Source organism: Citrobacter sp. Ca225 (assembly GCF_030337175.1).
In the GTDB taxonomy this organism is placed as follows: domain Bacteria; phylum Pseudomonadota; class Gammaproteobacteria; order Enterobacterales; family Enterobacteriaceae; genus Citrobacter_A; species Citrobacter_A amalonaticus.
On record NZ_JAOWCD010000063.1, the window covers coordinates 39,608 to 66,101 of the forward strand.

24 protein-coding genes and 1 other RNA gene are annotated in these 26,494 nt (G+C 52.3%); 11 read left to right on the forward strand and 14 right to left on the reverse strand.

The annotated features are described in order from the left end of the window. Positions 1–29: 29 nt before the first annotated feature. The 7 genes from OGW13_RS08325 to OGW13_RS08355 all read left to right on the forward strand — a co-directional run bounded on the left by OGW13_RS08325 (position 30) and on the right by OGW13_RS08355 (position 3,822). The gene (locus tag OGW13_RS08325) at positions 30–335 is read left to right on the forward strand and encodes an ElaB/YgaM/YqjD family protein (protein WP_042998228.1); all 306 of its coding nucleotides are present in this window, start codon (positions 30–32) and stop codon (positions 333–335) included. Between the two features lie 2 nt (positions 336–337). Next, positions 338–742: a phage holin family protein gene (locus tag OGW13_RS08330; protein WP_043001753.1), complete on the forward strand. Its 405-nt coding sequence runs from the start codon at positions 338–340 to the stop codon at positions 740–742. Further along, positions 732–1,025: a YqjK-like family protein gene (locus OGW13_RS08335; RefSeq protein WP_042998229.1), complete on the forward strand. Its 294-nt coding sequence runs from the start codon at positions 732–734 to the stop codon at positions 1,023–1,025. The genes OGW13_RS08330 and OGW13_RS08335 overlap by 11 nt, the downstream gene beginning before the upstream one ends. Positions 1,026–1,299: 274 nt before the next feature. Continuing rightward, a complete protein-coding gene (locus tag OGW13_RS08340) occupies positions 1,300–1,692 on the forward strand; it encodes a DoxX family protein (protein WP_042998230.1) in 393 nt (130 codons plus the stop codon). A gap of 68 nt (positions 1,693–1,760) precedes the next feature. Beyond that, positions 1,761–2,750 (forward strand): glutathione S-transferase family protein, encoded by a 990-nt coding sequence (locus OGW13_RS08345; protein ID WP_042998231.1) that lies wholly within the window; start codon positions 1,761–1,763, stop codon positions 2,748–2,750. Positions 2,751–2,873: 123 nt separating this feature from the next. Further along, positions 2,874–3,239 (forward strand): DUF805 domain-containing protein, encoded by a 366-nt coding sequence (locus tag OGW13_RS08350; protein ID WP_044255823.1) that lies wholly within the window; start codon positions 2,874–2,876, stop codon positions 3,237–3,239. A 223-nt stretch (positions 3,240–3,462) separates the two neighbouring features. Beyond that, positions 3,463–3,822, forward strand: a complete 360-nt coding sequence (locus OGW13_RS08355; RefSeq protein WP_044255826.1) for a DUF805 domain-containing protein — start codon at positions 3,463–3,465, stop codon at positions 3,820–3,822. Positions 3,823–3,872: 50 nt separating this feature from the next. On the opposite strand, the gene yhaJ is transcribed toward OGW13_RS08355, so the two are convergent. After that, positions 3,873–4,769 carry a DNA-binding transcriptional regulator YhaJ gene (gene yhaJ / locus OGW13_RS08360; protein ID WP_044255829.1) on the reverse strand — a complete coding sequence of 299 codons (897 nt, stop codon included), beginning with the start codon at positions 4,767–4,769 and terminating at the stop codon, positions 3,873–3,875. Between the two features lie 104 nt (positions 4,770–4,873). Between yhaJ and OGW13_RS08365 the strand changes: the two genes are divergently transcribed. Both OGW13_RS08365 and OGW13_RS08370 read left to right on the forward strand, forming a co-directional pair. Next, entirely contained in the window at positions 4,874–5,575 is a 702-nt protein-coding gene (locus tag OGW13_RS08365) for a pirin family protein (protein WP_042998235.1), read from the forward strand. A gap of 19 nt (positions 5,576–5,594) precedes the next feature. Beyond that, entirely contained in the window at positions 5,595–5,756 is a 162-nt protein-coding gene (locus tag OGW13_RS08370; protein ID WP_164566090.1) for a protein YhaL, read from the forward strand. Between the two features lie 92 nt (positions 5,757–5,848). Here OGW13_RS08370 and OGW13_RS08375 read toward each other — a convergent pair whose 3' ends face one another. The 13 genes from OGW13_RS08375 to garP form a co-directional block, all read right to left on the reverse strand. Further along, a complete protein-coding gene (locus OGW13_RS08375; RefSeq protein ID WP_044255832.1) occupies positions 5,849–7,162 on the reverse strand; it encodes an L-cysteine desulfidase family protein in 1,314 nt (437 codons plus the stop codon). 21 nt (positions 7,163–7,183) lie between these two features. Then, positions 7,184–8,515: an SLC5/6 family protein gene (locus OGW13_RS08380; RefSeq protein WP_042998237.1), complete on the reverse strand. Its 1,332-nt coding sequence runs from the start codon at positions 8,513–8,515 to the stop codon at positions 7,184–7,186. A 320-nt stretch (positions 8,516–8,835) separates the two neighbouring features. After that, a complete protein-coding gene (tdcG, locus tag OGW13_RS08385) occupies positions 8,836–10,200 on the reverse strand; it encodes an L-serine ammonia-lyase (protein ID WP_109739813.1) in 1,365 nt (454 codons plus the stop codon). A gap of 85 nt (positions 10,201–10,285) precedes the next feature. Then, entirely contained in the window at positions 10,286–12,580 is a 2,295-nt protein-coding gene (gene tdcE / locus OGW13_RS08390; RefSeq protein ID WP_099433664.1) for a 2-ketobutyrate formate-lyase/pyruvate formate-lyase, read from the reverse strand. Positions 12,581–12,613: 33 nt separating this feature from the next. After that, a complete protein-coding gene (gene tdcD, locus OGW13_RS08395; protein ID WP_042998240.1) occupies positions 12,614–13,822 on the reverse strand; it encodes a propionate kinase in 1,209 nt (402 codons plus the stop codon). Between the two features lie 31 nt (positions 13,823–13,853). Then, the gene (gene tdcC, locus OGW13_RS08400) at positions 13,854–15,185 is read right to left on the reverse strand and encodes a threonine/serine transporter TdcC (protein WP_042998241.1); all 1,332 of its coding nucleotides are present in this window, start codon (positions 15,183–15,185) and stop codon (positions 13,854–13,856) included. A 34-nt stretch (positions 15,186–15,219) separates the two neighbouring features. Beyond that, on the reverse strand, positions 15,220–16,209 hold the full coding sequence (gene tdcB / locus OGW13_RS08405; protein WP_042998242.1) for a bifunctional threonine ammonia-lyase/L-serine ammonia-lyase TdcB: 990 nt from the start codon (positions 16,207–16,209) through the stop codon (positions 15,220–15,222). 99 nt (positions 16,210–16,308) lie between these two features. Beyond that, positions 16,309–17,247 (reverse strand): transcriptional regulator TdcA, encoded by a 939-nt coding sequence (gene tdcA, locus OGW13_RS08410; protein WP_044255844.1) that lies wholly within the window; start codon positions 17,245–17,247, stop codon positions 16,309–16,311. A gap of 918 nt (positions 17,248–18,165) precedes the next feature. Further along, an RNA gene (gene rnpB, locus OGW13_RS08415) (RNase P RNA component class A) lies at positions 18,166–18,542 on the reverse strand. Positions 18,543–18,574: 32 nt separating this feature from the next. Next, on the reverse strand, positions 18,575–19,720 hold the full coding sequence (garK, locus tag OGW13_RS08420) for a glycerate 2-kinase (RefSeq protein ID WP_042998244.1): 1,146 nt from the start codon (positions 19,718–19,720) through the stop codon (positions 18,575–18,577). 97 nt (positions 19,721–19,817) lie between these two features. Then, positions 19,818–20,708 (reverse strand): 2-hydroxy-3-oxopropionate reductase, encoded by an 891-nt coding sequence (gene garR, locus OGW13_RS08425; RefSeq protein WP_042325204.1) that lies wholly within the window; start codon positions 20,706–20,708, stop codon positions 19,818–19,820. A 29-nt stretch (positions 20,709–20,737) separates the two neighbouring features. After that, positions 20,738–21,508 (reverse strand): 2-dehydro-3-deoxyglucarate aldolase, encoded by a 771-nt coding sequence (garL, locus tag OGW13_RS08430; RefSeq protein WP_042998245.1) that lies wholly within the window; start codon positions 21,506–21,508, stop codon positions 20,738–20,740. A 28-nt stretch (positions 21,509–21,536) separates the two neighbouring features. After that, positions 21,537–22,871, reverse strand: coding sequence for a galactarate/glucarate/glycerate transporter GarP (garP, locus tag OGW13_RS08435; RefSeq protein ID WP_044267514.1), 1,335 nt, complete (start codon positions 22,869–22,871; stop codon positions 21,537–21,539). 382 nt (positions 22,872–23,253) lie between these two features. Between garP and garD the strand changes: the two genes are divergently transcribed. Together garD and OGW13_RS08445 are read left to right on the forward strand one after the other, a co-directional pair. Beyond that, on the forward strand, positions 23,254–24,825 hold the full coding sequence (gene garD, locus OGW13_RS08440; RefSeq protein WP_090050691.1) for a galactarate dehydratase: 1,572 nt from the start codon (positions 23,254–23,256) through the stop codon (positions 24,823–24,825). A gap of 356 nt (positions 24,826–25,181) precedes the next feature. Further along, a complete protein-coding gene (locus OGW13_RS08445) occupies positions 25,182–26,441 on the forward strand; it encodes an ABC transporter substrate-binding protein (RefSeq protein ID WP_054176910.1) in 1,260 nt (419 codons plus the stop codon). The last annotated feature ends 53 nt before the right edge of the window (positions 26,442–26,494 follow it).

Here is a 26,494-nt window from a genome sequence, read left to right on the forward strand (position 1 = left end):
CAGTACCACTTACTCACCTGGAGAAAACTATGTCGAAAGAAAACACATCGGAACATCTGCGCGCTGAGTTGAAATCCCTGGCCGATACGCTGGAAGAGGTGCTGAACTCCTCTGGTGATAAATCGAAAGAAGAGTTGAGTAAGATCCGCAGCAAAGCCGAGCGCGCGCTTAAAGAGAGCCGCTATCGCCTCGGTGAAACGGGTGATGCCATTGCTAAACAGACTCGTGAAGCCGCTGCGCGTGCTGACGACTATGTGCGCGAAAATCCGTGGACCGGCGTCGGGATTGGTGCGGCCGTGGGCGTCGTGCTGGGCGTTCTGCTGACGCGTCGTTAATGATGGCGGATCCTCATCACGCGCAAGGGCCCGGGAAAAGCGTTCTGGGTATCGGGCAGCGGATTGTCACTCTTCTCGTTGAGATGGTGGAAACGCGGTTACGTCTGGCCGTCGTCGAGCTTGAAGAAGAAAAGGCGAACCTTTTTCAGCTTCTGCTGATGTTGGGACTCACCATGCTCTTCGCTGCATTTGGTTTGATGAGCCTGATGGTGTTAGTCATCTGGGCCGTTGACCCGCAGTATCGGCTCAATGCGATGATTGCCACCACGGTCGTGCTGCTGGCACTGGCGCTGATTGGCGGGATATGGACGCTGCGAAAAGCGCGGCGCTCCACATTGTTACGCCATACGCGCCATGAACTGGCAAATGACCGGCAATTGCTCGAGGAGGAGAGCCGTGAGCGGTAAAGTCGAACGTGAACAACGTAAGGCCCGACTGCTTCGTGAGATCCAACAGCAACGGCTGGATCTTTCAGCCAGTCGTCGTGACTGGCTGGAAGCCACGGGCGCTTACGATCGTGGCTGGAACACCCTACTGAGTTTGCGCTCCTGGGCGCTGGTCGGCAGCAGTGTGATGGCCGTCTGGACGATTCGCCACCCTAACCTGCTCGTGCGTTGGGCAAAGCGCGGGTTTGGCGTGTGGAGCGTCTGGCGACTGGCTAAAAAGACGCTGCGCTCAACCGTTGCCTGAGGGTGCTTCGCTTATCCGACTCTCACATTCAATAGGTAGGCCGAATAAGGCGTAGCCGCCATCCGGCAACGGTACCAGGAGCGCTTCGCTTACCCATCCACAATATCACCCCACTACAAAATCAAATTTTTTGAAAAATATTGACAGTTTTCCTTGCTAACAATTCTCATTCTTCACGCTTATGATTCTCTCCATCGACAGCAATGACGCGGAACGCCGCGAAATTGCACCCAAAAAACAAACTCAGCAGTCTGTGTAGTTCCTGGAGAGAAGAATGAAAAAATTAGAAGATGTTGGTGTACTGGTAGCGCGTATTCTGATGCCAATCCTGTTTATTACCGCAGGTTGGGGAAAAATCACCGGTTACGCAGGTACCCAACAGTATATGGAAGCGATGGGCGTTCCGGGATTCCTGCTGCCACTGACCATTTTGCTTGAGTTCGGCGGCGGCCTGGCGATTCTGTTCGGTTTCCTGACCCGTACCACCGCGCTGTTTACCGCAGGCTTTACACTGCTGACCGCGTTTATCTTCCACAGCAACTTTGCGGAAGGCGTGAACTCACTGATGTTCATGAAAAACCTGACCATCGCTGGCGGCTTCCTGCTGCTCGGCATCACCGGTCCGGGCGCATTCAGTCTCGACCGTGTACTGAACAAAAAGTGGTAAGCGCTCTATAATGAATGAAAAAGAACGAGGGGATTTTCTCCTCGTTTTTGCTATCTGAGGGAAAAAACATGGGACAACTGATCGACGGCGTCTGGCATGATACCTGGTATGATACCAAATCCACCGGGGGCAAATTTCAACGTTCGGTATCGGCATTCCGCAACTGGCTCACGGCGGATGGCGCGCCGGGTCCTTCCGGCGAAGGCGGTTTTGCGGCAGAAAAAGACCGCTATCACCTGTATGTTTCTCTCGCCTGTCCGTGGGCGCACCGTACGTTAATCCTGCGTAAGCTCAAGGGTCTGGAGCCGTTTATCTCCGTCTCGGTCGTAAATCCACTGATGCTGGAAAACGGCTGGACCTTTGACGATGATTTTCCGGCGGCCACAGGCGATACCTTATATCAGCACGAATTTCTGTATCAGCTTTACCTGCACGCCGATCCCCATTACAGCGGCCGCGTCACCGTGCCTGTTTTGTGGGATAAAAAGAACCATACGATTGTCAGTAATGAATCTGCTGAAATCATTCGCATGTTCAATACGGCGTTCGATGCGCAAGGGGCAAAAGCCGGGGACTACTATCCCCCAGAACTGCGCAACAAGATCGACGAACTGAACGGCTGGATTTATGACAACGTTAACAATGGCGTCTATAAAGCGGGCTTCGCTACCAGTCAGCAAGCCTATGATGACGCGGTAGAAAACGTCTTTACCGCGCTGGCGCGGCTGGAGCAGATCCTCGGTCAGCATCGCTATCTGACAGGTAATCGGCTTACAGAGGCTGATATTCGCCTGTGGACAACACTCATCCGCTTTGATCCGGTGTATGTCACGCATTTCAAATGCGACAAGCATCGCATCAGCGACTATCTCAATCTGTATGGTTTCCTGCGCGATATTTATCAGATGCCAGGCATCGCGGAAACGGTCAATTTTGACCATATTCGCCACCACTATTTTCGCAGCCATAAGACGATTAACCCGACAGGCATTATCTCCATTGGCCCGTGGCAAGACCTCAAAGAACCACACGGGCGTGACAGCCGTTTCGCCAAGTGAACCCAGGCACCCTTCAGGGTGCCTGCTCAATTTACCCTTCAAATATTTACCCTCTCATCATTCGCAACTATTCTTTCTTTGATTGCTTTAAAAACAAGTGATTGACACACGATTGAGGTAAAAATGGATTGGTACTTAAAGGTTTTAAGAAATTATATCGGCTTTGGCGGACGCGCCCGGCGGAAAGAGTACTGGATGTTTATTCTGGTCAACGTCATTCTGACATTCGTTCTCGGCGTACTGGATAAACTCCTGGGCTGGCAGCGTGCCGGAGGAGAAGGCATTCTGACAACAATTTACGGAATTCTCGTCTTTTTACCCTGGTGGGCAGTTCAGTTTCGACGTCTGCACGACACCGATCGATCGGCCTGGTGGCTGTTGTTGTTACTGATCCCCGTCATCGGCTGGCTGGTGATCCTCATTTTTAACTGTCAGGACGGCACGCCCGGCGAAAACCGCTTCGGACCTGATCCAAAATCTCTCCCCTGAGAAAGTGAAAAGGCAGCGTTACCCGCTGCCTTGATCCTTTTATTTACGCTAACCTGTTGTTCTGGTTAGCGCCCGGATACTGATTCAGATTCAAAACATATTTCTTAAAACTATTAATAATAGATATATTTTTCCTGAGATTTTCTTAATTAATTAGAATGCAAATGACCTTCATAAAATACCATGCTATATTTTGCCCTCTTTTAATTAATAAGGATGTTATATGAATTGGTATTTGAGTGTAATAAAAAATTATACCGGTTTCAGCGGTCGCGCACGTCGAAAAGAGTACTGGATGTTTGCGTTAATCAACATGATCATCTGTGCAGTCCTGAATGTTATTCAGGCTGTAATCGGCATGGAAACACCCTATATCTCAATTATTTATAGCCTTGGCATTCTGCTGCCGAGCATTGCGGTGGCGATCCGTCGTTTACACGATACCGAGCGCTCCGGCTGGTGGTTGCTGCTCAGCCTGATTCCGATTATCGGAACAATCGTTATTATTGTATTCCTGTGTCAGAACGGTACTGCCGGTGCTAACCGTTTTGGTGCCGATCCTAAGCAAAACGAGATTAATTAATCCTTTTTCGGGGCAATCTTTTTGCCCCGATATCAGTCATCCGCAACGCGTTATTTTTTCATAAAGAGTTTGGGTATTTCACGGAGGCACCAGGCCTTTGCTTCTCCCATACTGTCTCGCCGCCAGGCCATAATGATGTCAATCTCGCTGGTCGATTCCGGGCTGACCACGCGCAGCCGTCCTTCTGCAATATCCTGTTCCACCAGCGGATACGGCATCGTCGCCACCCCTAATCCTGCTAGTAACGCCTGACGCTTATCTTCGATGGTGCTGACGGTGAGGCGCGCTTGCTTATCCAGCAGTTGCACGGTTAATACCGGACGTTCACGCGCGGTATCCGCGACCGCTACGCCGCGATACTTCACCCGCGTCACTTCCGACAGCGGTTCCGGCTCCTGATGAATCGGGTGATCCGGCGCGGCAACATAAACGTTCATCAGGGTATACAGCTTGCGGGAGTTAATTTCTGACGATGAACGAAAGTGCATGTCCGGTGCCACTACAATATCCGCCCGGCCCTGTTCCAGGCGTTCCCACGCCCCCGCCAGCACCTCGGTGATCACTGAAAGCTGCGTATTGGCTTTAACAGCCAGTTTGTCGATCAGCGGGAAGAAGGCCGGGGTCGGCACCAGCGCCTCGGTCACAATAGTCAGATGCGTCTCCCACCCTCGCGCCAGCGCCTCAGCGTCTGTGGTGAGCTTATCTGCCGCCTCCAGCAGCACACGCCCTCTTTCCAGCAGCATACGCCCAACGTTGGTGAATTTTGTGCGGTGTCCGGAGCGGTCAAATAGCACGACATCCAGTTCCTCTTCCAGCTTCTGCATGGTGTAACTGAGTGCAGACGGCACGCGTCCCAGCTCATCCGCCGCAGCGGCGAAGCTACCGCGGCGATCTATCGCGTCCATTACGCGTAATGCCTCAAGCGTTAATGCCCTTTCTTTGGCCATATCGTTCTCATTCAGGAAATTTGAACATACCGGGCAGAATATCTGGCTAACAATGCAGCGTCCAGCCCCTTAACATAAAAGGAAGTAAAGAGAGGTCAAGAACTATGATTACTACACGAACAGCCAAACAATGCGGACAAGCAGACTACGGCTGGCTGCAGGCCCGTTATACCTTCTCCTTTGGACACTATTTCGACCCGAAACTGCTGGGCTACGCATCGCTGCGCGTGCTCAATCAGGAAGTACTGGCACCCGGCGCGTCCTTCCAGCCGCGCACCTGGCCAAAGGTGGACGTGCTCAATCTGATTCTTGAAGGCGTTGCAGAGTATCGTGACAGTGAAGGCAACCACGTGCAGGCCCAGGCGGGTGAAGCGTTGCTGCTCGCGGCGCAGCCGGGTATCAGCTACAGCGAACATAATATCAGCAAAGACAAACCGCTTACGCGTATGCAATTGTGGCTCGACGCCTGTCCTGAACGCGAGAATGCTCTGGTGCAGAAGACAAAACTGACGAAAGTTAAACAGCAACTGATCGCCTCACCCGATGGTGAGAACGGCAGTCTACAGCTGCGCCAGCAGGCGTGGGTACACCATATTGAGCTGGATCAGGGCGAGTCGCTGAGTTTTCAGCTTCATGGCCCGCGCGCTTATTTGCAGTCCATTCATGGCACCTTTCACGCCGTCACTCACGATGAAGCGCGTGAAGCGCTGACCTGTGGCGACGGAGCCTTTATTCGTGACGAAGCTAACATAACGCTCGTTGCCGATACGCCGTTACGCGCTTTGCTGATAGATTTGCCGGTGTAATCGGTAACCGGAGTGGTGTATGAGTAAGAAAGCAAAAAAACAGGCCCCGACAGGGAAAGTGGCAACGGCAGAAACCAACACCGCGCCCCGCGCGTTTGACTACGAGGCGATGCTGACCGAGCTGGAAGCGATTGTCGCAGACGCCGAAGTTCGTCTGTCCGAGGAAGAAGCTGCCGCCTGAACCTCATTGCCGGATGACTGCGCAAGCGCATTATCCGGCCTACATATTCGTAGGCCGGATAGCGTCGCGCCTTCAGGCAGTCAGCCCTTCACTTAATGCGCTTTATGGGCCATGATCTCGATAATCTGTTTGTCCGTTTGCTGCATGGAATGACACGCCAACGCGCACAGGTTGGCAATAGACTGCTCCACGTCGTGCGCCACAATCCCTTCGTTACCCGTAACCGCCGTATCGTCCAACGCCATCAGCACCGCCTTCCACGCCGCAGAAGCACTGGTGGAGACCTTCATCGCGCAACTGTTAGATGCCCCATCGCAAATCATTCCGCTGACATCGCCAATCATGCTGCTGATCGCCATCGAGATCGTGCTGTAGCGCCCTTCGTCCACCAGCCAGGCCATCCCTGCCGCTGCCCCCATCGCGGCGGTCGTCGCGGCACACAGCGCCGACAGACGCGGGAGCTGATGGTGTATGTAGATCGCACTCAGATGGGAAAGCATCAGCGCACGCGCCAGTTTCTCCTCATCGGCGCCAAAGTGCTCGGCCACCACCATCACCGGTACCGTAGCGGTGATCCCCTGATTGCCGGAGCCGGAGTTACTCATGGCAGGCAGCGTCGCGCCGCCCATACGCGCATCCGACGCCGCGCTGGTTCGGATAAGGATCGCCGTCGAAAGATCGTTTGCCAGCAGACCGCGTGCGCACTGCTTTTGCAGCGTCGCACCGATATGCAGCCCCCAGGTTGCGCGCAGCCCCTCTTGTGACAGCGCGCCGTTGAGTCGGGCGGCGTCGAGAATAAAACGAATAGCGTCGAACGGTACGGTATTCACAAATGCCAGAATCTCTTCCAGCGTGGTCTCAGAAAGTACCGAGAGCGGCGATTCCTGCGCCTCATCGTCCGCGTTCGCTTGCTGAGTAAACTTCACGCCGGTATCGGTTTCGATCCGCACAATGTGAGTATGACCGCCGACAATGGTGACGCACGCCCAGCCGTCATGGCTATAGACCTTCGCGCGAGAAAACAGGATATCATCACAGGGTTGCTGCAACATCACCGACACCTTGCCCGCTTTCAGCATCGCCTTCGCATCGGCAATGGCTTGCGCGGAGGCATCCTTCAGCACCTCCAGTCCGGCATTCGCATTCCCGCCCAGTGCTCCCAGCGCGGCAGCGATGGGCAGCCCAACCATACCGGTTCCCGGCACCGTCACCCCCAGTCCGTTTTTCATCAGATTGGGCGAGACCCAGGCATCGATTCGCTCCACCGCGCCATGCAGTTCAGAGGCCGCAACCGCGGCCGCCAGCGCCAGAGAAACCGGTTCCGTACAGCCCAGCGCAGGTTTCACCTCTTCCTGTACTGCGCGGATGAAACGCTGCCACAACGGATTTTTTATAGTCTCAGACATAACAACAACCTTCAGGATAAATCAGGAAAAAGCCAGGAACGGAGATACGCACAGCAGCAAACCGGTGACGATAATCAGATACAGCGACACCCCTTTGTATTTGTGCAATGCAGGTACTTTGTAGACCAGCCAGGCGGGGATCAAACATCCCACCATGCCGAAAATAGGGCTACAAATCGACGTAAAGCTCAGAACCGGTGCGTTAAGCACAATAGCGCTCCAGGCCAGTAAAATGGCAAACACCATGATGCCGCGCTGTACCAGCGTTTCATTGATCTTCTCAGCCGGCAGTTTGCGGCGCAGAATGTTCATCGCAATCCCCTGCGTGGCTTCGCGAAAGCCGAGATAGACGCCAAAGAACGCGGTCATCACGGCGAAAATATTCAGGATGACACTCACAACTTTCACCCAACCGGCGCCCGCGCCGCTGATGAACTGTGCAGCAATCGCCAACGCGGAGATATTCTGCTCATAGGCTTTAACCGCTTCGTCGTGTCCCATTGCCAGCGTAAAGGAGACGGCATAGAAGAACACGGTGACAAACAAAATGCCGAAGGCAATATTCATGGCACGTAGCGCTTTATGACGCGCCACCTCAACGGATTTCTCACGGGAACGGTAGGAAATCACCATCGGGCTCAGGGTCTGGATAAACAGGATTGAGGTCAGGGTAAACGGCAGCGTGATAATCGCATTCTTCACCAACAGCGCCATCGGCGGCAGCGCGCCAATGTTGTATAAGTGCCACATCCCAACCATCGATACGCCCAGTGCCGCCACGACCAGCAGTTTGGTCAGCACCATGCCGGTAGAAATTTTGAACAGCAGCTTTTCGCCGCGTGAGGAGATGGCGACCAGGATGCAAATCAGCACCAGACCATAGAACGGGTTATCGGATAACAGTCCCTCTGTCACACCAAAAGTATGCAAATAGGAGGCGCTGTCGTTGGTGATTGCGGTGGAATAGACAAACATCCAGATAACCAGCATCACAAAATACAGTGCGCCTAACAGGATGCCCCAGTTTTTCCCCAGATACCCACTGATGACGCTGGGATAATCTTTGCACTCCGGGGATTCCGCCAGCGTGTTAATAAACAGACGCTGGAACAGATACATGGCGGGATAACCGATGACCGATGAGAGCAAAAAGACCCACAGCCCCATCAAACCGACCTGCACCGGGAGAAAAACAATCCCCGCGCCAATCGCCATCCCGATACTCATAATGACCCAGCCGGTGTCGATGCTGTCGAATTTAATCGCTTCCCGCCATTCGCTTTCCGTCATTCCCGCCCGGCGCGCCGGGGCGCTGGCGTCGAGCACTACGCTGTTGTTCGTTGCCGTTTCCATAAAATTCTCGCTCATTATGTAGGGTATATTTTTAATTTTTGTCGTGCCGCATCAAGGCGATACGCGGTACGGGGTTTGCAGGCGAGTCATTAGAATGAAAAAAAGGATACGCTCAGGCGCAGAGAAAAACGTCACAAAATAACCCTGATATTTTCTATTGGTTAAGAAAATCTTCCTACTTAAAAAGAATAACGTGTCATTTTTTTCTAAATTTGAAGAAGATCACAACAAAAAAGCACACCGACGTGTGCTTTTAGATGGCTGACAATGGATAAAATGCCCGATGACGCAGGTTTATCGGGCAAGCTTTCTGGCGTTCGCTAACTGCACACCACTTTGATCGCTAAACCACCGCGTGATGTTTCGCGGTACTTATCGTTCATGTCCTTACCCGTCTCGTACATCGTTTCGATGACTTTATCCAGCGAGACACGCGGTTCGGAGGTGCGGCGCAGCGCCATACGTGCGGCGTTGACCGCCTTGACTGCGTTGATCGCATTGCGCTCAATACACGGGATCTGCACCTGCCCGGCAACCGGGTCGCAGGTTAAGCCGAGGTTGTGCTCCATGGCAATTTCCGCCGCGATGCAAACCTGCGCCGGGCTACCGCCCAGCAGTTCGGTCAACCCCGCCGCCGCCATGGAACTGGCCACGCCGATCTCCCCCTGACAGCCAACTTCCGCCCCGGAAATTGACGCATTCATTTTGTACAATGCCCCAATGGCCCCTGCCGCCAGCAGATAGCGGGCAATGGAGTTGGCATTCAGCGGACGACGGAATTTATCGTAATAGGCCAGAACGGCTGGAATAATGCCGCATGCCCCGTTGGTGGGCGCGGTCACCACGCGTCCGCCCGCCGCGTTCTCCTCACTGACTGCGAGAGCAAACATGTTGATCCAGTCGATGACGTTCATCGGGTCGCTGGAGAGACTGTCACTGGAGACCAGCAGACGGCGTAACGCCACCGCGCGGCGCGGTACATTCAACGGGCCGGGTAAGACGCCTTCGGTATTCATCCCGCGTTCTATGCCAGCGTGCATCACTTCCCAGATCTGAGCAAATCCGGCATCAATCTCCGCCTTGCTGCGCAGCGCCAGTTCGTTTTGCATCATCAGCCCGGAGACTGAAAGGCCATTGCGTTCGCACAGTTTCAGCAGTTCGCTGGCGGAATGAAAATCATAAGGGACCGGCGCTTCCACGTCATGCGCCTGACCAAAGCGCTCTTCATCCACGATAAACCCGCCGCCAATCGAGTAGTAGGTTTTACACAGCAGCGTTTCCTGGTTTTCCCAGGCGGTGATCCGCATTCCGTTCTCGTGCCTTGGCAGCGTTTCACCATGAAAAACAATGCTATCGGTAACCGGGAAATCGACGACATGTGTACCTTCAGCAACCGGCAAGCGGCCGGTACGGGTCACCTCGTCAATAAACGCGGGGATGGCGTCAATGTTGACGCTTTGCGGCGAGTTTCCGGCCAGCCCCATCATAATGGCGGTATCGGTCGCGTGGCCTTTTCCGGTCAGCGCCAGTGAACCATACAGATCAACCGACATGCGCGTCGTGCGCGATAAGCTTCCACTGCTGACCAGTTGATCGATAAACCGTTTTCCTGCATTCATCGGCCCTACGGTATGAGAGCTGGAAGGACCAATGCCAGGTTTGAAAATATCGAATGCGCTAATCATTTCTACACCCTCGGACTCGTTCAGTGGAGACCAGGTTTTCATACGCATAGTGAATCGGGGCGACCCGCAGACCGCCCCGATAACGTTACATCGCCTGGGTGAAAGTACGCGAAATGACGTCCTGCTGCTGCTCACGGGTGAGCGCGTTGAAGCGCACAGCGTAGCCGGAGACGCGGATCGTCAGGTTCGGATAGTTTTCTGGATGTTCAATGGCATCCAGTAACATCTCCTTGTTCATTACGTTAACGTTCAGGTGCTGACCGCCTTCCACGTTCGCTTCATGGTGGAAGTAACCATCCAGCAGCCCGACCAGGTTGGTTTTTCGCACCGGATCCTCTTTGCCGAGTGCCGCAGGCACAATCGAGAAGGTGTACGAAATCCCGTCCTTCGCGTAAGTGAACGGCAGTTTCGCCACGGAAGTCAGCGAGGCGACAGCGCCTTTACGGTCACGCCCGTGCATCGGGTTAGCGCCCGGCGCAAATGGCGTCCCCGCGCGACGACCGTCCGGCGTGTTACCGGTTTTCTGTCCGTACACCACGTTGGAGGTAATAGTCAGAATCGACTGCGTCGGTACCGCGTTCCGGTAGGTCGGCAACACTTTAATTTTCTTCATAAAGCGTTCAACCAGATCGCAGGCAATGCTATCCACGCGCTCATCGTTATTGCCGTACTGTGGATATTCCCCTTCAATCACGAAATCGACCGCCAGCCCGTTATGGTCGCGAACCGGTTTCACCGTCGCGTACTTAATTGCAGAGAGCGAATCCGCCGCTACCGACAGTCCGGCAATCCCGCACGCCATCGTGCGATAGACGTCACGATCGTGCAGCGCCATCAGCGACGCTTCGTAACTGTACTTATCGTGCATGTAATGGATGATGTTCAGTGCGCTGATGTACTGCACCGCCAGCCAGTCCATAAAGTGGTCCAGACTGTCCATCACCGTGTCGTAGTCCAGCACGTCGTCCAGCAACGGCGCGGTTTTCGGCCCCACCTGGATTTTCAGCTTCTCATCCACCCCACCGTTGATTGCGTACAGCAGCGTTTTGGCAAGATTGGCGCGCGCCCCGAAGAACTGCATCTGCTTACCGATAACCATCGGACTCACGCAGCAGGCGATCGCATAGTCGTCGCTGTTAAAGTCGGTCCGCATCAGATCGTCGTTTTCATATTGCAGTGACGAGGTGACGATAGAGACCTGTGCGGCATACTTTTTAAACGCGACTGGCAACGCTTCTGACCACAGCACGGTGAGGTTTGGCTCCGGTGCCGGTCCCATCGTGTGCAGCGTATGCAGATAGCGGAAGGAGTTTTTGGTCACCAGCGTGCGACCATCCAACCCCATCCCGCCGATCACTTCGGTCGCCCAGATCGGATCGCCGGAGAACAGCGTGTCAAACTCCGGCGTACGCAGGAAACGCACCATCCGGATCTTCATGATGAAGTGGTCGATCAACTCCTGCGCCTGTTGCTCTGTCAGGATACCGGCATTGAAATCGCGCTCAATATAGATATCGAGGAACGATGCGGTGCGGCCCAGCGACATCGCGCCGCCGTTTTGCGATTTCACCGCCGCCAGATAGGCAAAGTAGACCCACTGTACCGCCTCCTGCGCATTACGCGCCGGGCGAGAGATATCACAGCCATATTTCGCCGCCATCTCCTGCATTTGCAGCAACGCGCGACGGTGCTCCGCCAGCTCTTCACGCAGGCGAATCGTGGCTTCCAGATTCTGTCCCCACTCCAGATTTGACTGGAGATCGGCGAACTGCAGCTCACGCTCACGCACCAGATAGCGGATGCCGTACAGCGCCACGCGACGATAATCACCGATAATGCGCCCACGACCATAACCGTCCGGCAAACCGGTCAACACACCGGATTTACGGCAGCGCAGCATGTCCGGAGAATAGACGTCAAAAACGCCCTGGTTGTGGGTTTTACGCAGTTCGGTGAACAGGTACTCGAAGTTCGGATCCATCTCACGACCATAAGCATCGAACGAACTTTTGATCATGTTGACGCCGCCAAACGGATGCAGCGCACGTTTCAGCGGTTTATCCGTTTGCAGGCCGACAATCTTCTCCAGTTCCTGCTCAATGTAACCCGCATCGTGCGCAGTAATCGTGGTCGCAATATTGGTATCGAAATCGACCGGCGCATGGGTCGCGTTTTCGATACGAATGCCCGCCATCACCTTTTCCCACAATGCCGTAGTGGCAGGCGTTGCATCAGCAAGGAAGGATTCATCCCCTTCATAAGGCGTATAGTTGTGCTGAATAAAATCACGGACATTAATTTCTTCTTTCCAGTCCGTACCTTTAAAGCCAAGCCATGCTTCGGCATACAGCATATCGCTGGTATCGATATCTACCTTCATGAAAAATAATCTCTCTACAGAACAACAAATAAATTAGGCGTATTCCACGGCTGCGTTAATGCGGCCTAATTGAATCGCATCGAGCGCAATCATTTTTTCTTCGTTCGTCGGTATTACGGCGCAAATAACCCGGGCATCAGGGGTGGAAATAATGCGCTCGCCATGAGAATTCGACAGGTTATTTCGGTCGCTGTCGATATTCACTCCCAATACCGTCAGATGCTCAACCACCAGACGACGAATTAATACTGAGTTCTCACCAATACCGCCAGTGAAAATAATGCCGTCCAGACGGTGTAACGAAGCGGCATGTCCGGCAATATGACGGGCAATGCGGTGAACAAAGGTTTTAATTGCCAGCTGTGCGCGCTCGTGTCCTTCATGCCAGGCTTTTTCCAGCACCCTTAAGTCGGACGACAGGCCAGAAATCCCGAGCAGACCGGACTCTTTGTTCACTACCCGCTCCAGATCGCTCAGAGTCTGTTGGGTTTCACTGGCGACCCACGCCATCGCGCCGAAGTCCACGTCGCCGCTACGCGTGCCCATCATCAGCCCTTCCAGCGGCGTCATCCCCATTGACGTGTCGACGCTGTGACCATTACGGACGGCACAAATTGACGCACCGTTGCCGAGGTGGGCAATCACCAGGCCGGAGTCCTGTTCAGACAGCGCAAGCAGTTCATGCGCGCGTTGAGAAACATAGCGGTGCGACGTTCCGTGGAAGCCGTAACGCCGCACGCCCAGCTCTTCGAAATACTTCCACGGCAGGCCATACAGGTAAGCTTCTGGTGCCATGGTCTGATGGAAGCTGGTATCAAACACCGCCACCTGCGTGACGCCGGGGAACAGATGCTGTGCGGATTCAATCCCGCTCAGATTGGCGTAATTATGTAATGGTGCCAGTGGTGAAACACGGCGAATATTGTCAATGACCTCATCAGTAATAATTGCTGACTCGGTAAAAATATTTCCGCCGTGGGCAATACGGTGGCCAATTAAGGCCACGCTGTCATTTAAATTACGTTTTTCCAGTTCAAACGCAATCGCCTTTAATGCGCCTTCGTAGCTGTGGTGAGCCAGCGTCACTGGCTCACCTCCATTTACCGATAAGAACGCATTTTCCGAGTTAATACCATCCGCAATGCCTGCCATTAATACGTCGCAGTTATTTGCATCCAGTACTGAAAACTTAATTGAAGACGATCCACAATTAATAACCAGAACTATCGGAAACTCATTCATTTCACTACTCCGCTCATCCTGAGCTTAAGGATTAAAACAGTTTGTACACGATGTTCAGAATGGTCAGCAGACCGATGACGGTGACAAACACGTTATCCAGACGACCGCGATATTTCGCCAGTGACGGTGCCTTACGAATGGCATACATCGGCAGCAGGCACAGCAGTGAGGCAATAATCGGCGCGCCCATCGCTTCAATCAGGTCCAGAATGTTCGGGTTGGCGTAAGCCACAATCCAGGTGGACCCCATGATGAAGATCATGCTGATGGTGTTGAGCTTGCCGGAGGAAACCTTCGTTTTATCGCCTTTGTAACCGAACTTCAGCACCAGACCATTCAGCCCTTCCAGCGTGCCCAGGTAGTGACCGAAGAAGGATTTGAAGATGGCAACCAGCGCAATAATCGAGGCGCCATATTCCAGCACGATGGCGAAAGTCGACTTCGTTCCGGACAGGGAAGCGAAGTGGTTTGCCAGATAAGACAGTACCGGAATGTTCTGTGCTTTCGCATCTGCCATGTTTGCCGGAGAGAGCGTGAACAGGCAGCTAAAGGCGAAGAACATAACCACAGCGACCATCAGCATGCTGGCGCGAGAGATGATCTGAGAACATTTCTGCTCGGTGTATTCACGGCCAAAATCTTTCTCGTATTCTTCACGTTTAGAGACCACGAAAGACGAAACGATCGGCGAGAAGTTGAACGAGAACACCATGATGGAAATCCCCAGCCACACGGTGACCAGAATGCCATCGTGACCGGTTAAGGCGATATTACTGATATCGACCTGGTCGATCACCGCAGAGTTCCAGTAAGGGATCAGCGACAGCGAGATCAGCACCAGGCTGGCAATGAACGGCCATACCAGGTAGCTCATCACTTTAACCATCAGATCCTTACCAAACCAGATAACGAACGCCATCAGCAGCAGCAGGAACAGCGCCACAAAACCACGGTTCAGCGCCGGCAACTGTAACTGGTTTTCCCAGAACGTCATGAACGTGTTGGTAATGGTGACGCCATAAATCCACAGCAGCGGACAAATCGCGAAGAAATAGAGGAACGTGATGACCACGCCGCCCGTCTTACCAAAGTGCTCTTCAACCGTTTCCGTGATGTTGCCGGACGGGTTTGACCCGGACAGACACAGACGCGCCAGCGCACGGTGGCAATAAAAAGCGATGGGGTACGCCAGTACCAACATCAAAAGAATGGGGATTAAGCCGCCAAATCCTGCGCGGATGGGGAAGAACAACACCCCGGCGCCGATGGCTGTACCAAATAAACCTAGTGTCCAGGTGGTGTCTGATTTACGCCAGGACGACTGTTTTGTCTGGCTGGATACAATGCTGTCAGAAGTACTCATATCCTATCCTCAACGAAGAGATTAATAGCCGGATTTACGCGTCTGCTAAACCCGTAATTTGCGATACACGAGAAAGATCGATATTGCCGCCAGAAATAATGCTGACCGTTTTTCTGTTCTGGATATAGGCATCTAATTTCCCGCTTAATAAAGCAGCACATGCCAGTGCACCAGCACCTTCTGTCACCACTTTGTTGCGTTGAATTAAAGCAATCATGCTGTTACGAATTTCGTCTTCGCTGACCAGGACAATGTCATCCACTAATTCACGCACAATTTCGTAAGTTAATTTACCCGGGCGGGAAACATCACAACCATCCGCCAGGGTGCCGGTCGTTCGGTGCGTGGTTATTTCTCCAGCCTGATAAGACGCCGCCATGCCGTGTACGTTTTCAGACTGCACACCAATCACTTTAATGGTCGGGTTAATAGATTTAATGGCAATAGCAATACCGGCGATTAAACCGCCGCCGCCGATAGGAACAATCACGTTATCGACGTCATACAGGTCTTCCATAATTTCCAGACCGATAGTACCCTGGCCGGCAATCACTTTCGGATCGTCATAAGGCGGGATAAAAATACGCCCTTCCATTTCGACAATCTCACTGACTTTGGCGATAGTGTCGTTGAAGTTATCGCCGTGCAGCACTACTTCCGCCGAGTAGTCACAGGTGGCGGCCACTTTCGATTTCGGCGCCCCCTTCGGCATCACCACTTTGCCATCAATACCCAGCATCGCGCAGGAGAGAGAAACCCCTTGAGCGTGGTTACCCGCTGAACAAGCGACAACGCCTTTACGTTTTTCCGCATCCGTCAATGAACTGAGTTTGTTAAATGCGCCACGAATTTTAAATGAGCCGGTACGCTGCATGTTTTCAAACTTAAGGAAAATTTCCCCTTTGCAGCGCTCACTAAAATAGTTTGAGCGAGGCATGCCTGTTTTATATATTTTCCCCGCCAGTCGTTTTTTTGCTTCGAGGATATCTTCAATGGCAACCGGGAGATCGTAAGTAATGTGCATTGTAACCTCTTACCTGATAGTAAAGTAATAGATAGCCGTAACCAACGTCTAATATTAAGAACGATGGTATGAATTGAGGATTAAATTAAATTTAATCGGTTAGTTAATTTCAATTAATTGCTTTCGTCTGCAACCTTTATAAGATGAATACTCTTTGGCTAATTCAACCAAAACCGATGCGGCTTTTTTAATACGATAGTTTTTTGACCATATTGCGGCATAGCGAGCAATGGGTAACGATTCTTCCACAGGGAGAGTAATAAACTGGTTCGAACCAAAGGGTGCGGCCATATCGCACGGAATCACTGTCAGAAAATTAGCATTGAGAACAAGATTGTAAATGGTCACAACGGAGTCGGTTTTAACGATGTTTTCGATGCTAATGCCATTTCTTTGCAGGGTGGTGAGGAGTTCGCTGTAGTAGCCCATATTCGTTTGTGGCAACACCCACTGTTCGTTCTGCAACGATTCCAGTGTGGTGGTGCCGGTGCATGTTCGGGACTTATTCGCCACCAGCACGAACTCCGACTCAAAAAGCGGTTCGACGTGCAGATCCTGCAATTTCATTTCATCGCTGAGCGTACCAATCGCAAAGTCCAGTCGCCCGTCGCGGATCGCCGGCAGGAATGAGGAGAGTTGCGCCTCATACATGGAGACCTGTGATTTTGGGTAGACCTCTTTGAACTTCTGGATCATATCGGACATAAAGGTAAAGCCAATCAGCGAAGGAAACCCGAATGAGATATCAACCACCGTGTTGTCGGTCATGCTGTTCATCTCATTCACCATGTTCTTCATCTCACGGGTGATGGATTCGGACCATGAGAGTAAAACCTGCCCAGCCTGAGTTAAGGTGACGCCGGTATTTTTGCGAACCACCAACTCAACGCCAAAATAAGCTTCAATATCGTTAATAATTTTACTAACAGCTGGCTGAGTTAACCCTAACTCTTTTGCCGCAGAACCGATAGAACCGCTTCTGATTACTTCCTGAAAGACCACCAACTGCTGTGTTTTTGGGAGAGCAAACGTATTCATATCGACCTGCGTTAATAACCTTGTTGACGGCGTGAAGTGTAACAAATTACATGAAGCAGGATATGTGCGACTACTCACAAATTGCCTTCACCTATATTTCAAGTGGTTATTTGTAAATAAATAAACCTTTTACATTCAATTAGTTATATAAACATCATGTCACTTTAGTCTGATTTTTGTCAAAAAAATAGGGGGGGATAACAATATTTTATGGCGATAACACGCGTTATTTTCCCCTCATATCTAAAAATGAGGAATGACGATATTTCAAGCAATTATCGTGCAGTTAATGGTCAATTTGTTCATTAAATTTAATGCGCAATCCCTCAAATTTAATTATGTTTAAAACATAAATTGGATTAAATAATGTTATACATCACATTTTTTAGCCCTGTTTGTTTATAAATAAACATTGAATTTATCAATAATTAAATATATACACACAAACAATTATCATTCACAACAATATATTAACACTGAGTTTCTCTGTTTTTGTAGCGCGTAATTTTGTGAAGTCGATCGATTGCTTTTTGTTTCTATCGAGATATTCATAGAAAGTAGCGTTTTGTGTTGGCTGTCACATAACAAGAAATTTCTTAATAGCCGCAGGTTCCAGAACGCTGCCGGATGGCGATGCGACGTATCTTATCCGCCCTACAGGTCCCCGTTCCCCTTCACCGTTCACAGGCCTGATAAGCGAAGCGTCATGACCGGTAAGCCGCTTTCTTCCAGGTATAGCGTCGTGGACAGTCATTCATCTACATCATCTGCAAAGCAAAAACCCGCCGAAGCGGGTTTCTACATGAAAGTGGTGAAGCTGACCGATAAGCCGCTTTCTTTCAGGTGTAGCGTCGTGGACAGTCATTCATCTACATTATCTACAAAGCAAAACCCCGCCTGGTGGCGGGGTTCTTAAAGTGGTGAAGCTGACCGATAAGCCGGGTTCTGTCGTGGACAGTCATTCATCTAGGCCAGCAATCGCTCACTGGCTCAAGCAGCCTACCCGGGTTCAGTACGGGCCGTACCTTATGAACCCCTATTTGGCCTTGCTCCGGGTGGAGTTTACCGTGCCACGGACTGTTACCAGCCGCGCGGTGCGCTCTTACCGCACCCTTTCACCCTTACCTGATCCCACTTGCGTGGGCCATCGGCGGTTTGCTCTCTGTTGCACTGGTCGTGGGTTTCCCCCCCAGGCGTTACCTGGCACCCTGCCCTATGGAGCCCGGACTTTCCTCCCCTCCGCCTGTCTCCCCCGAAAGGGACGACGACGAAGCGGCGACTGTCTGGTCAGCTTCGGCGCGCAGTATAGAGGGTTTGCACGCCCTTGTCACCCTGCACTGCGCATTCCCACCGCCAGCGTCGCCGCAATGTTTCGCGACGCCCGGTAAATGTTGTCAAATGCGCCGCGAAAGGCCTCTTCCAGCGTGCCAATACTGGTCAATACGCTGAATACAGCATCGATACCATATTGATGCACCACGCCGACATCCCGCGTCAGACTGCCCGCAATGCCAATCACCGGCTTGTGGTATTTCTTCGCCACGTTAGCCACGCCCACCGGCACTTTGCCGTGAATGCTCTGGCTGTCGATGCGCCCTTCACCGGTAACAACCAGCGTACAGTCGTGAATATGCTCTTCCAGATTAAGCGCCTGGGTGACGATCTCAATCCCGCTTTTCAACTCCGCGCCGAGGAATGCCATCAGCGCTGCCCCCATGCCGCCCGCCGCACCTGCGCCTGGGACGTTTTTCACATCCACACCCAGTGATTTTTTAATAATATCCGCGTAGTGAGCCAGATTGCGGTCCAGTTCGAGGATCAGCGGTTCCGTCGCCCCTTTTTGCGGGCCAAAGATCCGAGAAGCTCCCTGTTCGCCCACCAGCGGATTGGTCACATCACAAGCAACGCGAATAGCACAATGTTTAATGCGCGGATCCAGACCAGACACATCAATGGTATTGAGAGTGTTCAGACTACCGCCGCCGTAGCCAATTTCAGTTCCGTTGGCATCACACAGCTTCGCGCCCAGCGCCTGAACCATCCCGGCACCGCCGTCATTGGTCGCGCTCCCGCCAATGCCGATAATAATATTGCTCGCCCCACTGTCCAGCGCCTGCAAAATAAGCTCCCCGGTGCCGCGCGAAGTGGTAATCAGGGGGTTACGTTTTTCGGGGGGGACCAGCGCCAGTCCGCTGGCGGCCGCCATTTCAATAAACGCGGTCTTTCCATCGCCTGACATGCCCCAGTTGGCATTCACTTTTTCACCCAGCGGTCCGGTCACCAGAGCGGAATGTGCAGAACCGTGTGTGGCGGCAATCATGGCTTCAACCGTCCCCTCACCCCCATCGGCGACCGGAACGGAAACATACTGCGCATCGGGGAAAATTTCCCGAAATCCTTTTTCTATCGCCTGCGCTACCTCAGTAGCAGAAAGGCTTTCTTTATAAGAGTCTGGGGCAATTACGATTTTCATGATGATCGCCTGTTACTGCACAACGCCGGATGGCGCTTTACTTATCCGGCCTACAATCCAGGCCCGGATCGCGATACGCCATCCGGGCGCAAGGTCATTAGCGAGTGACTTCCACTTTCGCCAGTTTTTCGTAATAGCATGCCAGAGCACTGTGGTCGGCGGTTCCCAGGCCATCAGCACGCAGCGCCTGCATCATCTCCATAACAGCCGCGGTCAGCGGAAGCTGAGCACCAACACCGTGAGACGTATCCAGCGCGTTTGCCAGATCTTTAATGTGCAGATCGATACGGAAACCCGGCTTGAAGTTACGATCCATCACCATCGGCGCTTTCGCATCCAGGACGGTGCTGCCTGCCAGACCACCACGGATCGCCTGATAAACCAGATCCGGGTTTACGCCGGCTTTGGTTGCCAGGGTCAGCGCTTCAGACATCGCGGCAATGTTCAGCGCCACAATCACCTGGTTCGCCAGTTTGGTGACGTTCCCCGCCCCGATATCACCGGTATGAACAACAGACCCCGCCATCGCTTTCAGCAGATCGTAGTATTTATCGAAAATCGCTTTGTCGCCGCCAACCATCACCGACAACGTGCCGTCGATCGCCTTCGGCTCACCGCCGCTCACCGGCGCGTCCAGCATATCGATGCCCTTAGCTTTCAGCGCGTCGCTGATCTCACGGCTCGCCAGCGGCGCGATGGAGCTCATATCGATCAGCACCGTCCCCGGTTTCGCCCCTTCGATAATGCCGCCTTCGCCCAGCGCAACCTCTTTCACATGCGGAGAGTTTGGCAGCATGGTGATGATCACATCACACTGCTCAGCAATCGCTTTGGCGTTAGACGCGGTTTCTGCACCTGCCGCGATAACGTCAGCGATCGCTTCAGGATTACGGTCAGAAACCACCAGCGAGTAACCTGCTTTCAGGAGGTTTTTACTCATTGGTTTACCCATGATACCCAGGCCAATAAAACCAACTTTCATCGTCATATCAATTATCTCTCTTGTTTCGGTGGTGGTTATTTCTTAAAGGAATCAGCCAGTTTCTGCGTGGCGGAACGGAACACGCCCAGGTCGCTGCCGACAGCAACAAACGTGGCCCCCCATTCCAGATAGCGACGGGCGTCGGCATCAACCGGTGCCAGAATGCCGCTCGGTTTGCCGTGCGCTTTCGCCCGGGCAAAGATGTGCTGAATGGCTTTCTGCACCTCAGGATGAGAGGCATTGCCGAGGTGGCCTAACGCCGCAGCCAGATCGCTTGGACCAACGAAAATACCGTCGACACCTTCGGTGGCGGCGATAGCATCGACGTTATCCACGCCCTGCTGGCTCTCAATCTGCACAATGATGGTGATGTTTTTGTTGGACTGCGCGAAGTAATCCGGGACGGTGCCAAACATGTTGGCGCGATGCGATACGGACACGCCACGGATCCCTTCAGGCGGATAGCGCGTCGACGCAACGGCGTTCACTGCCTCTTCTTCTGTTTCAACAAACGGAATCAGAAAGTTGTAAAAACCGATATCCAGCAGACGTTTAATAATCACCGGCTCATTGGTCGGTACACGCACCACTGGCGCGCTGGAACTGCCTTTCAACGCCATCAGTTGTGGAATAAAGGTGGAGACATCATTTGGCGCATGCTCGCCATCCAACACCAGCCAGTCGAAGCCCGCCAGTCCTAAGACTTCGGTACTGATGGGGCTTGCCAGCGCTGACCAGCAACCAATCTGAATCTGATGCGCAGCCAGCGCTGCTTTGAACTTGTTCGGGAAGATGTCGTTATTCATCACTTTTACCTTGTCACTTAACCGTTAATTATTTCTGCAGTTCCATACGTTTAATGTCACCGACAATAAACAGGTAACACACCATTGCCATCAGAGCGGAACAGCCAACGAATACCAGCGCGGCGTTGAAGGAATGCAGTTCACTTACCAGGTAACCGATAACCAGTGGCGTTACGATAGATGCCACGTTGCCAAAGACGTTAAATACCCCGCCACACAGGCCCACAATCTCTTTCGGCGCGGTGTCCGAAATCACCGGCCAGCCCAGTGCGCCAAATCCTTTACCAAAGAAGGCCAGCGCCATCAGCGTCACCACCAGCGCGGTGTTGTCGGTGTAGTTGCACAAAATGATGGTGGAAGCCAGCAGCATTCCCAGCACAATTGGCAGCTTACGCGCAACGGTGATAGAAAAACCGCGCTTAATCAGATAGTCCGAGAACACGCCGCCCAGTACGCCGCCAGCGAAACCACATAGCGCCGGAATCGAAGCCACCAGACCCACTTTCAGGATCGACATTCCTTTTTCCTGAACCAGATAAATCGGGAACCAGGTCAGGAAGAACCAGGTGATCGTGTTGATGAAATACTGTCCAAAGAACACGCCAAGCATCATGCGGTTGGTCAATAACTGCTTGATGTAATGCAGTTTTGGACCACTTGCCACGGCGCTGCCCGGTTTTTTGTGGTCCATATCCACGACCGCACCGTTTTCAGAGATGAACTTCAACTCTTCTGCGGACATCCGCGGGTGATCGGTGGGGTTATGAATCAGTTTGACCCACAGCGCCGTCAGGACAAATCCAATCACGCCCATCACAGTGAAGACGTGCTCCCAGCCCCAGGCAAAGGTCAACCAGCCCAGCAGCGGCGAGAACAGTGCCAGTGAAAAATACTGAGCAGAGTTAAAGATTGCCGACGCGGTTCCACGCTCTTTGGTCGGGAACCAGGCCGCAACAATACGGGCGTTTGCCGGGAACGAAGGCGCTTCCGAGAAACCCAACATAAAGCGCATAAAGAACATGGAAACCCCGGCCCAGGCCAGCGGGAACATATCCACGAAGCCTTGCAGGAAGGTGAACAGCGACCAGAAAAACAGGCTCCAGGTGTACACTTTTTTCGAACCAAACTTATCGAGCAGCCAGCCGCCGGGAATTTGCATCAGCAGGTATGCCCAGCCAAAGGCAGAGAAGATGTAGCCCATTGACACAGCACTCAGCTGCAACTCTTTGGCGACTTCGGTACCGGCAATGGATAGCGTCGCCCGGTCCGCGTAGTTAACCGCTGTAACAATAAAAATTATCAGCAGAATTAAATAGCGGGTATGCGTACCTTTCTTTTTTTCTACAACGGTATCCAGGATCATTTTATTTACCTCAGGCACTTAAGCAGACACATTTATTATTATTTATTGATGACAGACGCTATCGCTTATTAATAAATACAGATACTCATTTCGTGATTCAGTATAATCAGGCAGAGAGCATTACGCATTGTGCAGATGCTCATTAACGATGCTAATTACAAATAATATCTTGAGCAAATGCACATAACGCTGGGCGCTGATGCACATATTTACGCTTTACCGCCCCTGATAGCCGGGCTTTCACCATAACGAGTGATCTGGATCACATTCTTATTTTTGAACTCCTGACATCCTTATTTCACGACAGGTCTTCCTTATTTTAATAATCAGATTCGCAGAATCTTTCTATATTATTATCACCCCGGTTGGAGAATACTGGACAATGGCCAACATCGACATCAGACAAGAATCGCCGAGCGCATTTTATATAAAGGTCCACGAAACAGATAATGTGGCGATCATTGTTAATGACAATGGTTTGAAAACCGGGACGCGATTCCCGGATGGACTGGAGCTGATTGAACATATTCCACAGGGACATAAAGTCGCGCTGGTGGATATTCCGGTTCATGGTGAAATCATACGTTACGGTGAAGTGATCGGCTACGCCGTGCGCGACATTCCGCGCGGAAGCTGGATTGATGAATCCATGGTTGAGCTACCGACAGCGCCGCCGTTGAACACGCTGCCACTGGCGACCAAAGTTCCGGAACCGCTGCCGCCGCTGGAAGGCTATACCTTTGAAGGCTACCGCAACGCTGATGGTAGCGTAGGCACCAAGAATCTGCTCGGCATCACCACCAGCGTGCACTGTGTGGCGGGTGTGGTGGATTATGTCGTCAAAATCATTGAGCGCGATCTGCTGCCTAAATACCCGAACGTCGATGGTGTGGTCGGACTTAACCACCTGTACGGTTGCGGCGTGGCAATTAACGCGCCGGCAGCTGTGGTGCCGATCCGCACCATCCATAACATCTCGCTGAACCCAAACTTTGGCGGCGAAGTGATGGTCATTGGCCTGGGCTGTGAAAAACTGCAGCCGGAACGTTTACTGGAAGGTACTGACGATGTGCAAAGTATTCCGGTCGACAGCGCCAGCATCGTCAGCCTTCAGGACGAAAAGCATGTGGGCTTCCGTTCCATGGTCGATGATATCCTGCAGGTCGCTGAGCGCCATCTGGTTAAACTGAATCTGCGCCAGCGCGAAACCTGCCCGGCCTCTGAACTGGTTGTCGGCATGCAGTGCGGCGGCAGCGATGCGTTTTCCGGCGTGACGGCAAACCCGGCAGTGGGCTACGCCTCTGACCTGCTGGTACGCTGCGGCGCTACGGTAATGTTTTCCGAAGTCACCGAAGTGCGTGATGCGATCCATCTGTTGACGCCGCGCACCATCAACGAAGCGGTGGGTAAACGTCTGCTGGAAGAGATGGCCTGGTACGACAACTATCTCGATATGGGGAAAACCGATCGCAGCGCTAACCCCTCTCCGGGTAACAAAAAAGGGGGGCTGGCGAATGTGGTGGAAAAAGCGCTGGGCTCCATTGCGAAATCCGGTAAAAGCGCGATTGTCGAAGTGCTCTCCCCAGGCCAGCGCCCGACCAAACGCGGTCTGATTTATGCCGCAACGCCCGCCAGCGATTTTGTCTGCGGCACGCAGCAGGTCGCGTCCGGGATCACCGTCCAGGTGTTCACCACGGGTCGCGGTACCCCCTATGGCCTGATGGCCGTGCCGGTGATTAAGATGGCGACCCGTACCGAACTGGCAAAGCGTTGGTACGATTTGATGGATATCAATGCAGGCACCATCGCCACGGGTGAAGAGACCATTGAGGAAGTTGGTCAGAAGCTGTTCGAATTTATTCTTGATGTCGCCAGTGGCCGTAAGAAAACCTTCTCCGATCAATGGGGATTGCACAATCAGTTGGCCGTCTTTAACCCGGCACCAGTGACCTGATATTTTCGAAACGAAAGCAACCGAGAAAACGGGGAATAATCCCCGTTTTTCTTTCCTGTCCGTGAAAGATAAGGTGATAATGCTCGCAGTTTTGAAGGTTAATTTTTCACCCGCCCTTTTTCGCTTTTCGTCGGTAGAAAAATCCTAACCTGTTGAAAGAAAGAACAATGCCTGAGGCCTCCCTTTTCGCTCTCTTTTCGTTTTGATAAAAGAGAAACCTACCGAAAAGCCGGGGTGTTTTAATGCGATAATTCGCTCATTTTTCCCCCTTTGACTTTCCCCTTTGTTAAACACAAGATTCAATGGCTTCTGTAATTTACCTCACCGACATTCTGACCCGAATAAAGAGGGAAGTTATGTATACCTTGAATAAAAATAATGTCGCCCTGGCATGCCTTTTTTCCTGTTTACTGGCCGCACCGGTTGCCGCCAGTGCTGAAGGCCAGACGACAGAAAAACCCGTTAAATTACGCTACACGCTATGGGATCGAAATCAACTTCCCGGCGAACAGCAACTGGTTAATGAATTTGAAAAAAATAACCCCGGTGTAAAAGTTGAAATTGAACTAACGCCCTATGACCAATATTTCATAAAACTCAGTTCAGCGGTCGGGGGAAATGTGGCGCCGGATGTATTCTGGATGAATATGCCGAATTTTCAGCAGTACGTTAAAAACGGCATGCTGGAACCACTGACTCCTTATTTAAAAGACACATCATCACCACATCTTGATGATTTCGTGAAAAGCTCTGTCGATGCTTATCAGTACCAGTCTCAACAATACGCTATTCCACGGGATATCGACGCGATTGCCGTGTGGTATAACAAAAAAATGTTTGATCAGGCTGGCGTAACCTATCCCGATAAAAACTGGACGTGGGACGATTTAAAACAGAAATCAGAACAGTTACGTAAAAAGCTGGATCAGCATTCTTATCCGTTGGCGATGGATCTCGGCAGCGGTCAGGACAGCTACTTTAACCTGCTGCTGCAGGCCGGTACTCAGATTGTCCTGCCTGAGGGTAAAACGGACGTTGCCAGCGACAACGCGATTGCCATGTATCGCGACGTTCAGGGAATGCTGAAGGCAGGATTGCTCCAGCCGCCAGGCGAAATGAAAGCCGCCGATGTCTTCCAGTCCAATCGGGTGGCGATGATCTACGCGGGCTCGTGGTGGGCGCTGCCGTTCTCGCAGAACGAACTGATTAACGATCATGTCGGCGTCGTTCCGATGCCCAAAATGGCAGAACAGGCTGGCGTCTCTCATAGCCTGGCATTCGCCATGTCTGCCAAAAGCCAGCATAAAGAGGCCGCCTGGAAATTCATTGAATTCATGAGCTCAGAACATGCGCAGCAAACGCTGGCAGCGGGCAAAGTGGTGATTCCGGCCAATCAGAAAGTCGCTAAAGCATGGGCGGAAGGCTTTAAGGATGTTGATGTTTCCGCCTATATCGATTCACTGGCGTTTTCTCATAAATATCCCACCGCCGGTTCAAATACCGCGAAATGGAATAGCATTCTCAACGACGGGCTGAAAAAAGTCTGGATGGGAAATGATCCGCAACAGGTTATGCCGGGTGTCGCCAAACGCGTTGAGCGTGAAATGCAGAAATAATCGTGAGGGAGCCTTGCTCCCTCTCACCTCTCCTGCGTTAACCCATTTATTGT

Coding starts and splice junctions, on each gene's coding strand:
- OGW13_RS08325 (WP_042998228.1), top strand. CDS start 30: ATGTCGAAAGAAAACACATCGGAACATCTGCGCGCTGAGTTGAAATCC.
- OGW13_RS08330 (WP_043001753.1), top strand. CDS start 338: ATGGCGGATCCTCATCACGCGCAAGGGCCCGGGAAAAGCGTTCTGGGT.
- OGW13_RS08340 (WP_042998230.1), top strand. CDS start 1,300: ATGAAAAAATTAGAAGATGTTGGTGTACTGGTAGCGCGTATTCTGATG.
- OGW13_RS08345 (WP_042998231.1), top strand. CDS start 1,761: ATGGGACAACTGATCGACGGCGTCTGGCATGATACCTGGTATGATACC.
- OGW13_RS08350 (WP_044255823.1), top strand. CDS start 2,874: ATGGATTGGTACTTAAAGGTTTTAAGAAATTATATCGGCTTTGGCGGA.
- OGW13_RS08355 (WP_044255826.1), top strand. CDS start 3,463: ATGAATTGGTATTTGAGTGTAATAAAAAATTATACCGGTTTCAGCGGT.
- yhaJ (WP_044255829.1), bottom strand. CDS start 4,769: ATGGCCAAAGAAAGGGCATTAACGCTTGAGGCATTACGCGTAATGGAC.
- OGW13_RS08365 (WP_042998235.1), top strand. CDS start 4,874: ATGATTACTACACGAACAGCCAAACAATGCGGACAAGCAGACTACGGC.
- OGW13_RS08370 (WP_164566090.1), top strand. CDS start 5,595: ATGAGTAAGAAAGCAAAAAAACAGGCCCCGACAGGGAAAGTGGCAACG.
- OGW13_RS08375 (WP_044255832.1), bottom strand. CDS start 7,162: ATGTCTGAGACTATAAAAAATCCGTTGTGGCAGCGTTTCATCCGCGCA.
- OGW13_RS08380 (WP_042998237.1), bottom strand. CDS start 8,515: ATGGAAACGGCAACGAACAACAGCGTAGTGCTCGACGCCAGCGCCCCG.
- tdcG (WP_109739813.1), bottom strand. CDS start 10,200: ATGATTAGCGCATTCGATATTTTCAAACCTGGCATTGGTCCTTCCAGC.
- tdcE (WP_099433664.1), bottom strand. CDS start 12,580: ATGAAGGTAGATATCGATACCAGCGATATGCTGTATGCCGAAGCATGG.
- tdcD (WP_042998240.1), bottom strand. CDS start 13,822: ATGAATGAGTTTCCGATAGTTCTGGTTATTAATTGTGGATCGTCTTCA.
- tdcC (WP_042998241.1), bottom strand. CDS start 15,185: ATGAGTACTTCTGACAGCATTGTATCCAGCCAGACAAAACAGTCGTCC.
- tdcB (WP_042998242.1), bottom strand. CDS start 16,209: ATGCACATTACTTACGATCTCCCGGTTGCCATTGAAGATATCCTCGAA.
- tdcA (WP_044255844.1), bottom strand. CDS start 17,247: ATGAATACGTTTGCTCTCCCAAAAACACAGCAGTTGGTGGTCTTTCAG.
- garK (WP_042998244.1), bottom strand. CDS start 19,720: ATGAAAATCGTAATTGCCCCAGACTCTTATAAAGAAAGCCTTTCTGCT.
- garR (WP_042325204.1), bottom strand. CDS start 20,708: ATGACGATGAAAGTTGGTTTTATTGGCCTGGGTATCATGGGTAAACCA.
- garL (WP_042998245.1), bottom strand. CDS start 21,508: ATGAATAACGACATCTTCCCGAACAAGTTCAAAGCAGCGCTGGCTGCG.
- garP (WP_044267514.1), bottom strand. CDS start 22,871: ATGATCCTGGATACCGTTGTAGAAAAAAAGAAAGGTACGCATACCCGC.
- garD (WP_090050691.1), top strand. CDS start 23,254: ATGGCCAACATCGACATCAGACAAGAATCGCCGAGCGCATTTTATATA.
- OGW13_RS08445 (WP_054176910.1), top strand. CDS start 25,182: ATGTATACCTTGAATAAAAATAATGTCGCCCTGGCATGCCTTTTTTCC.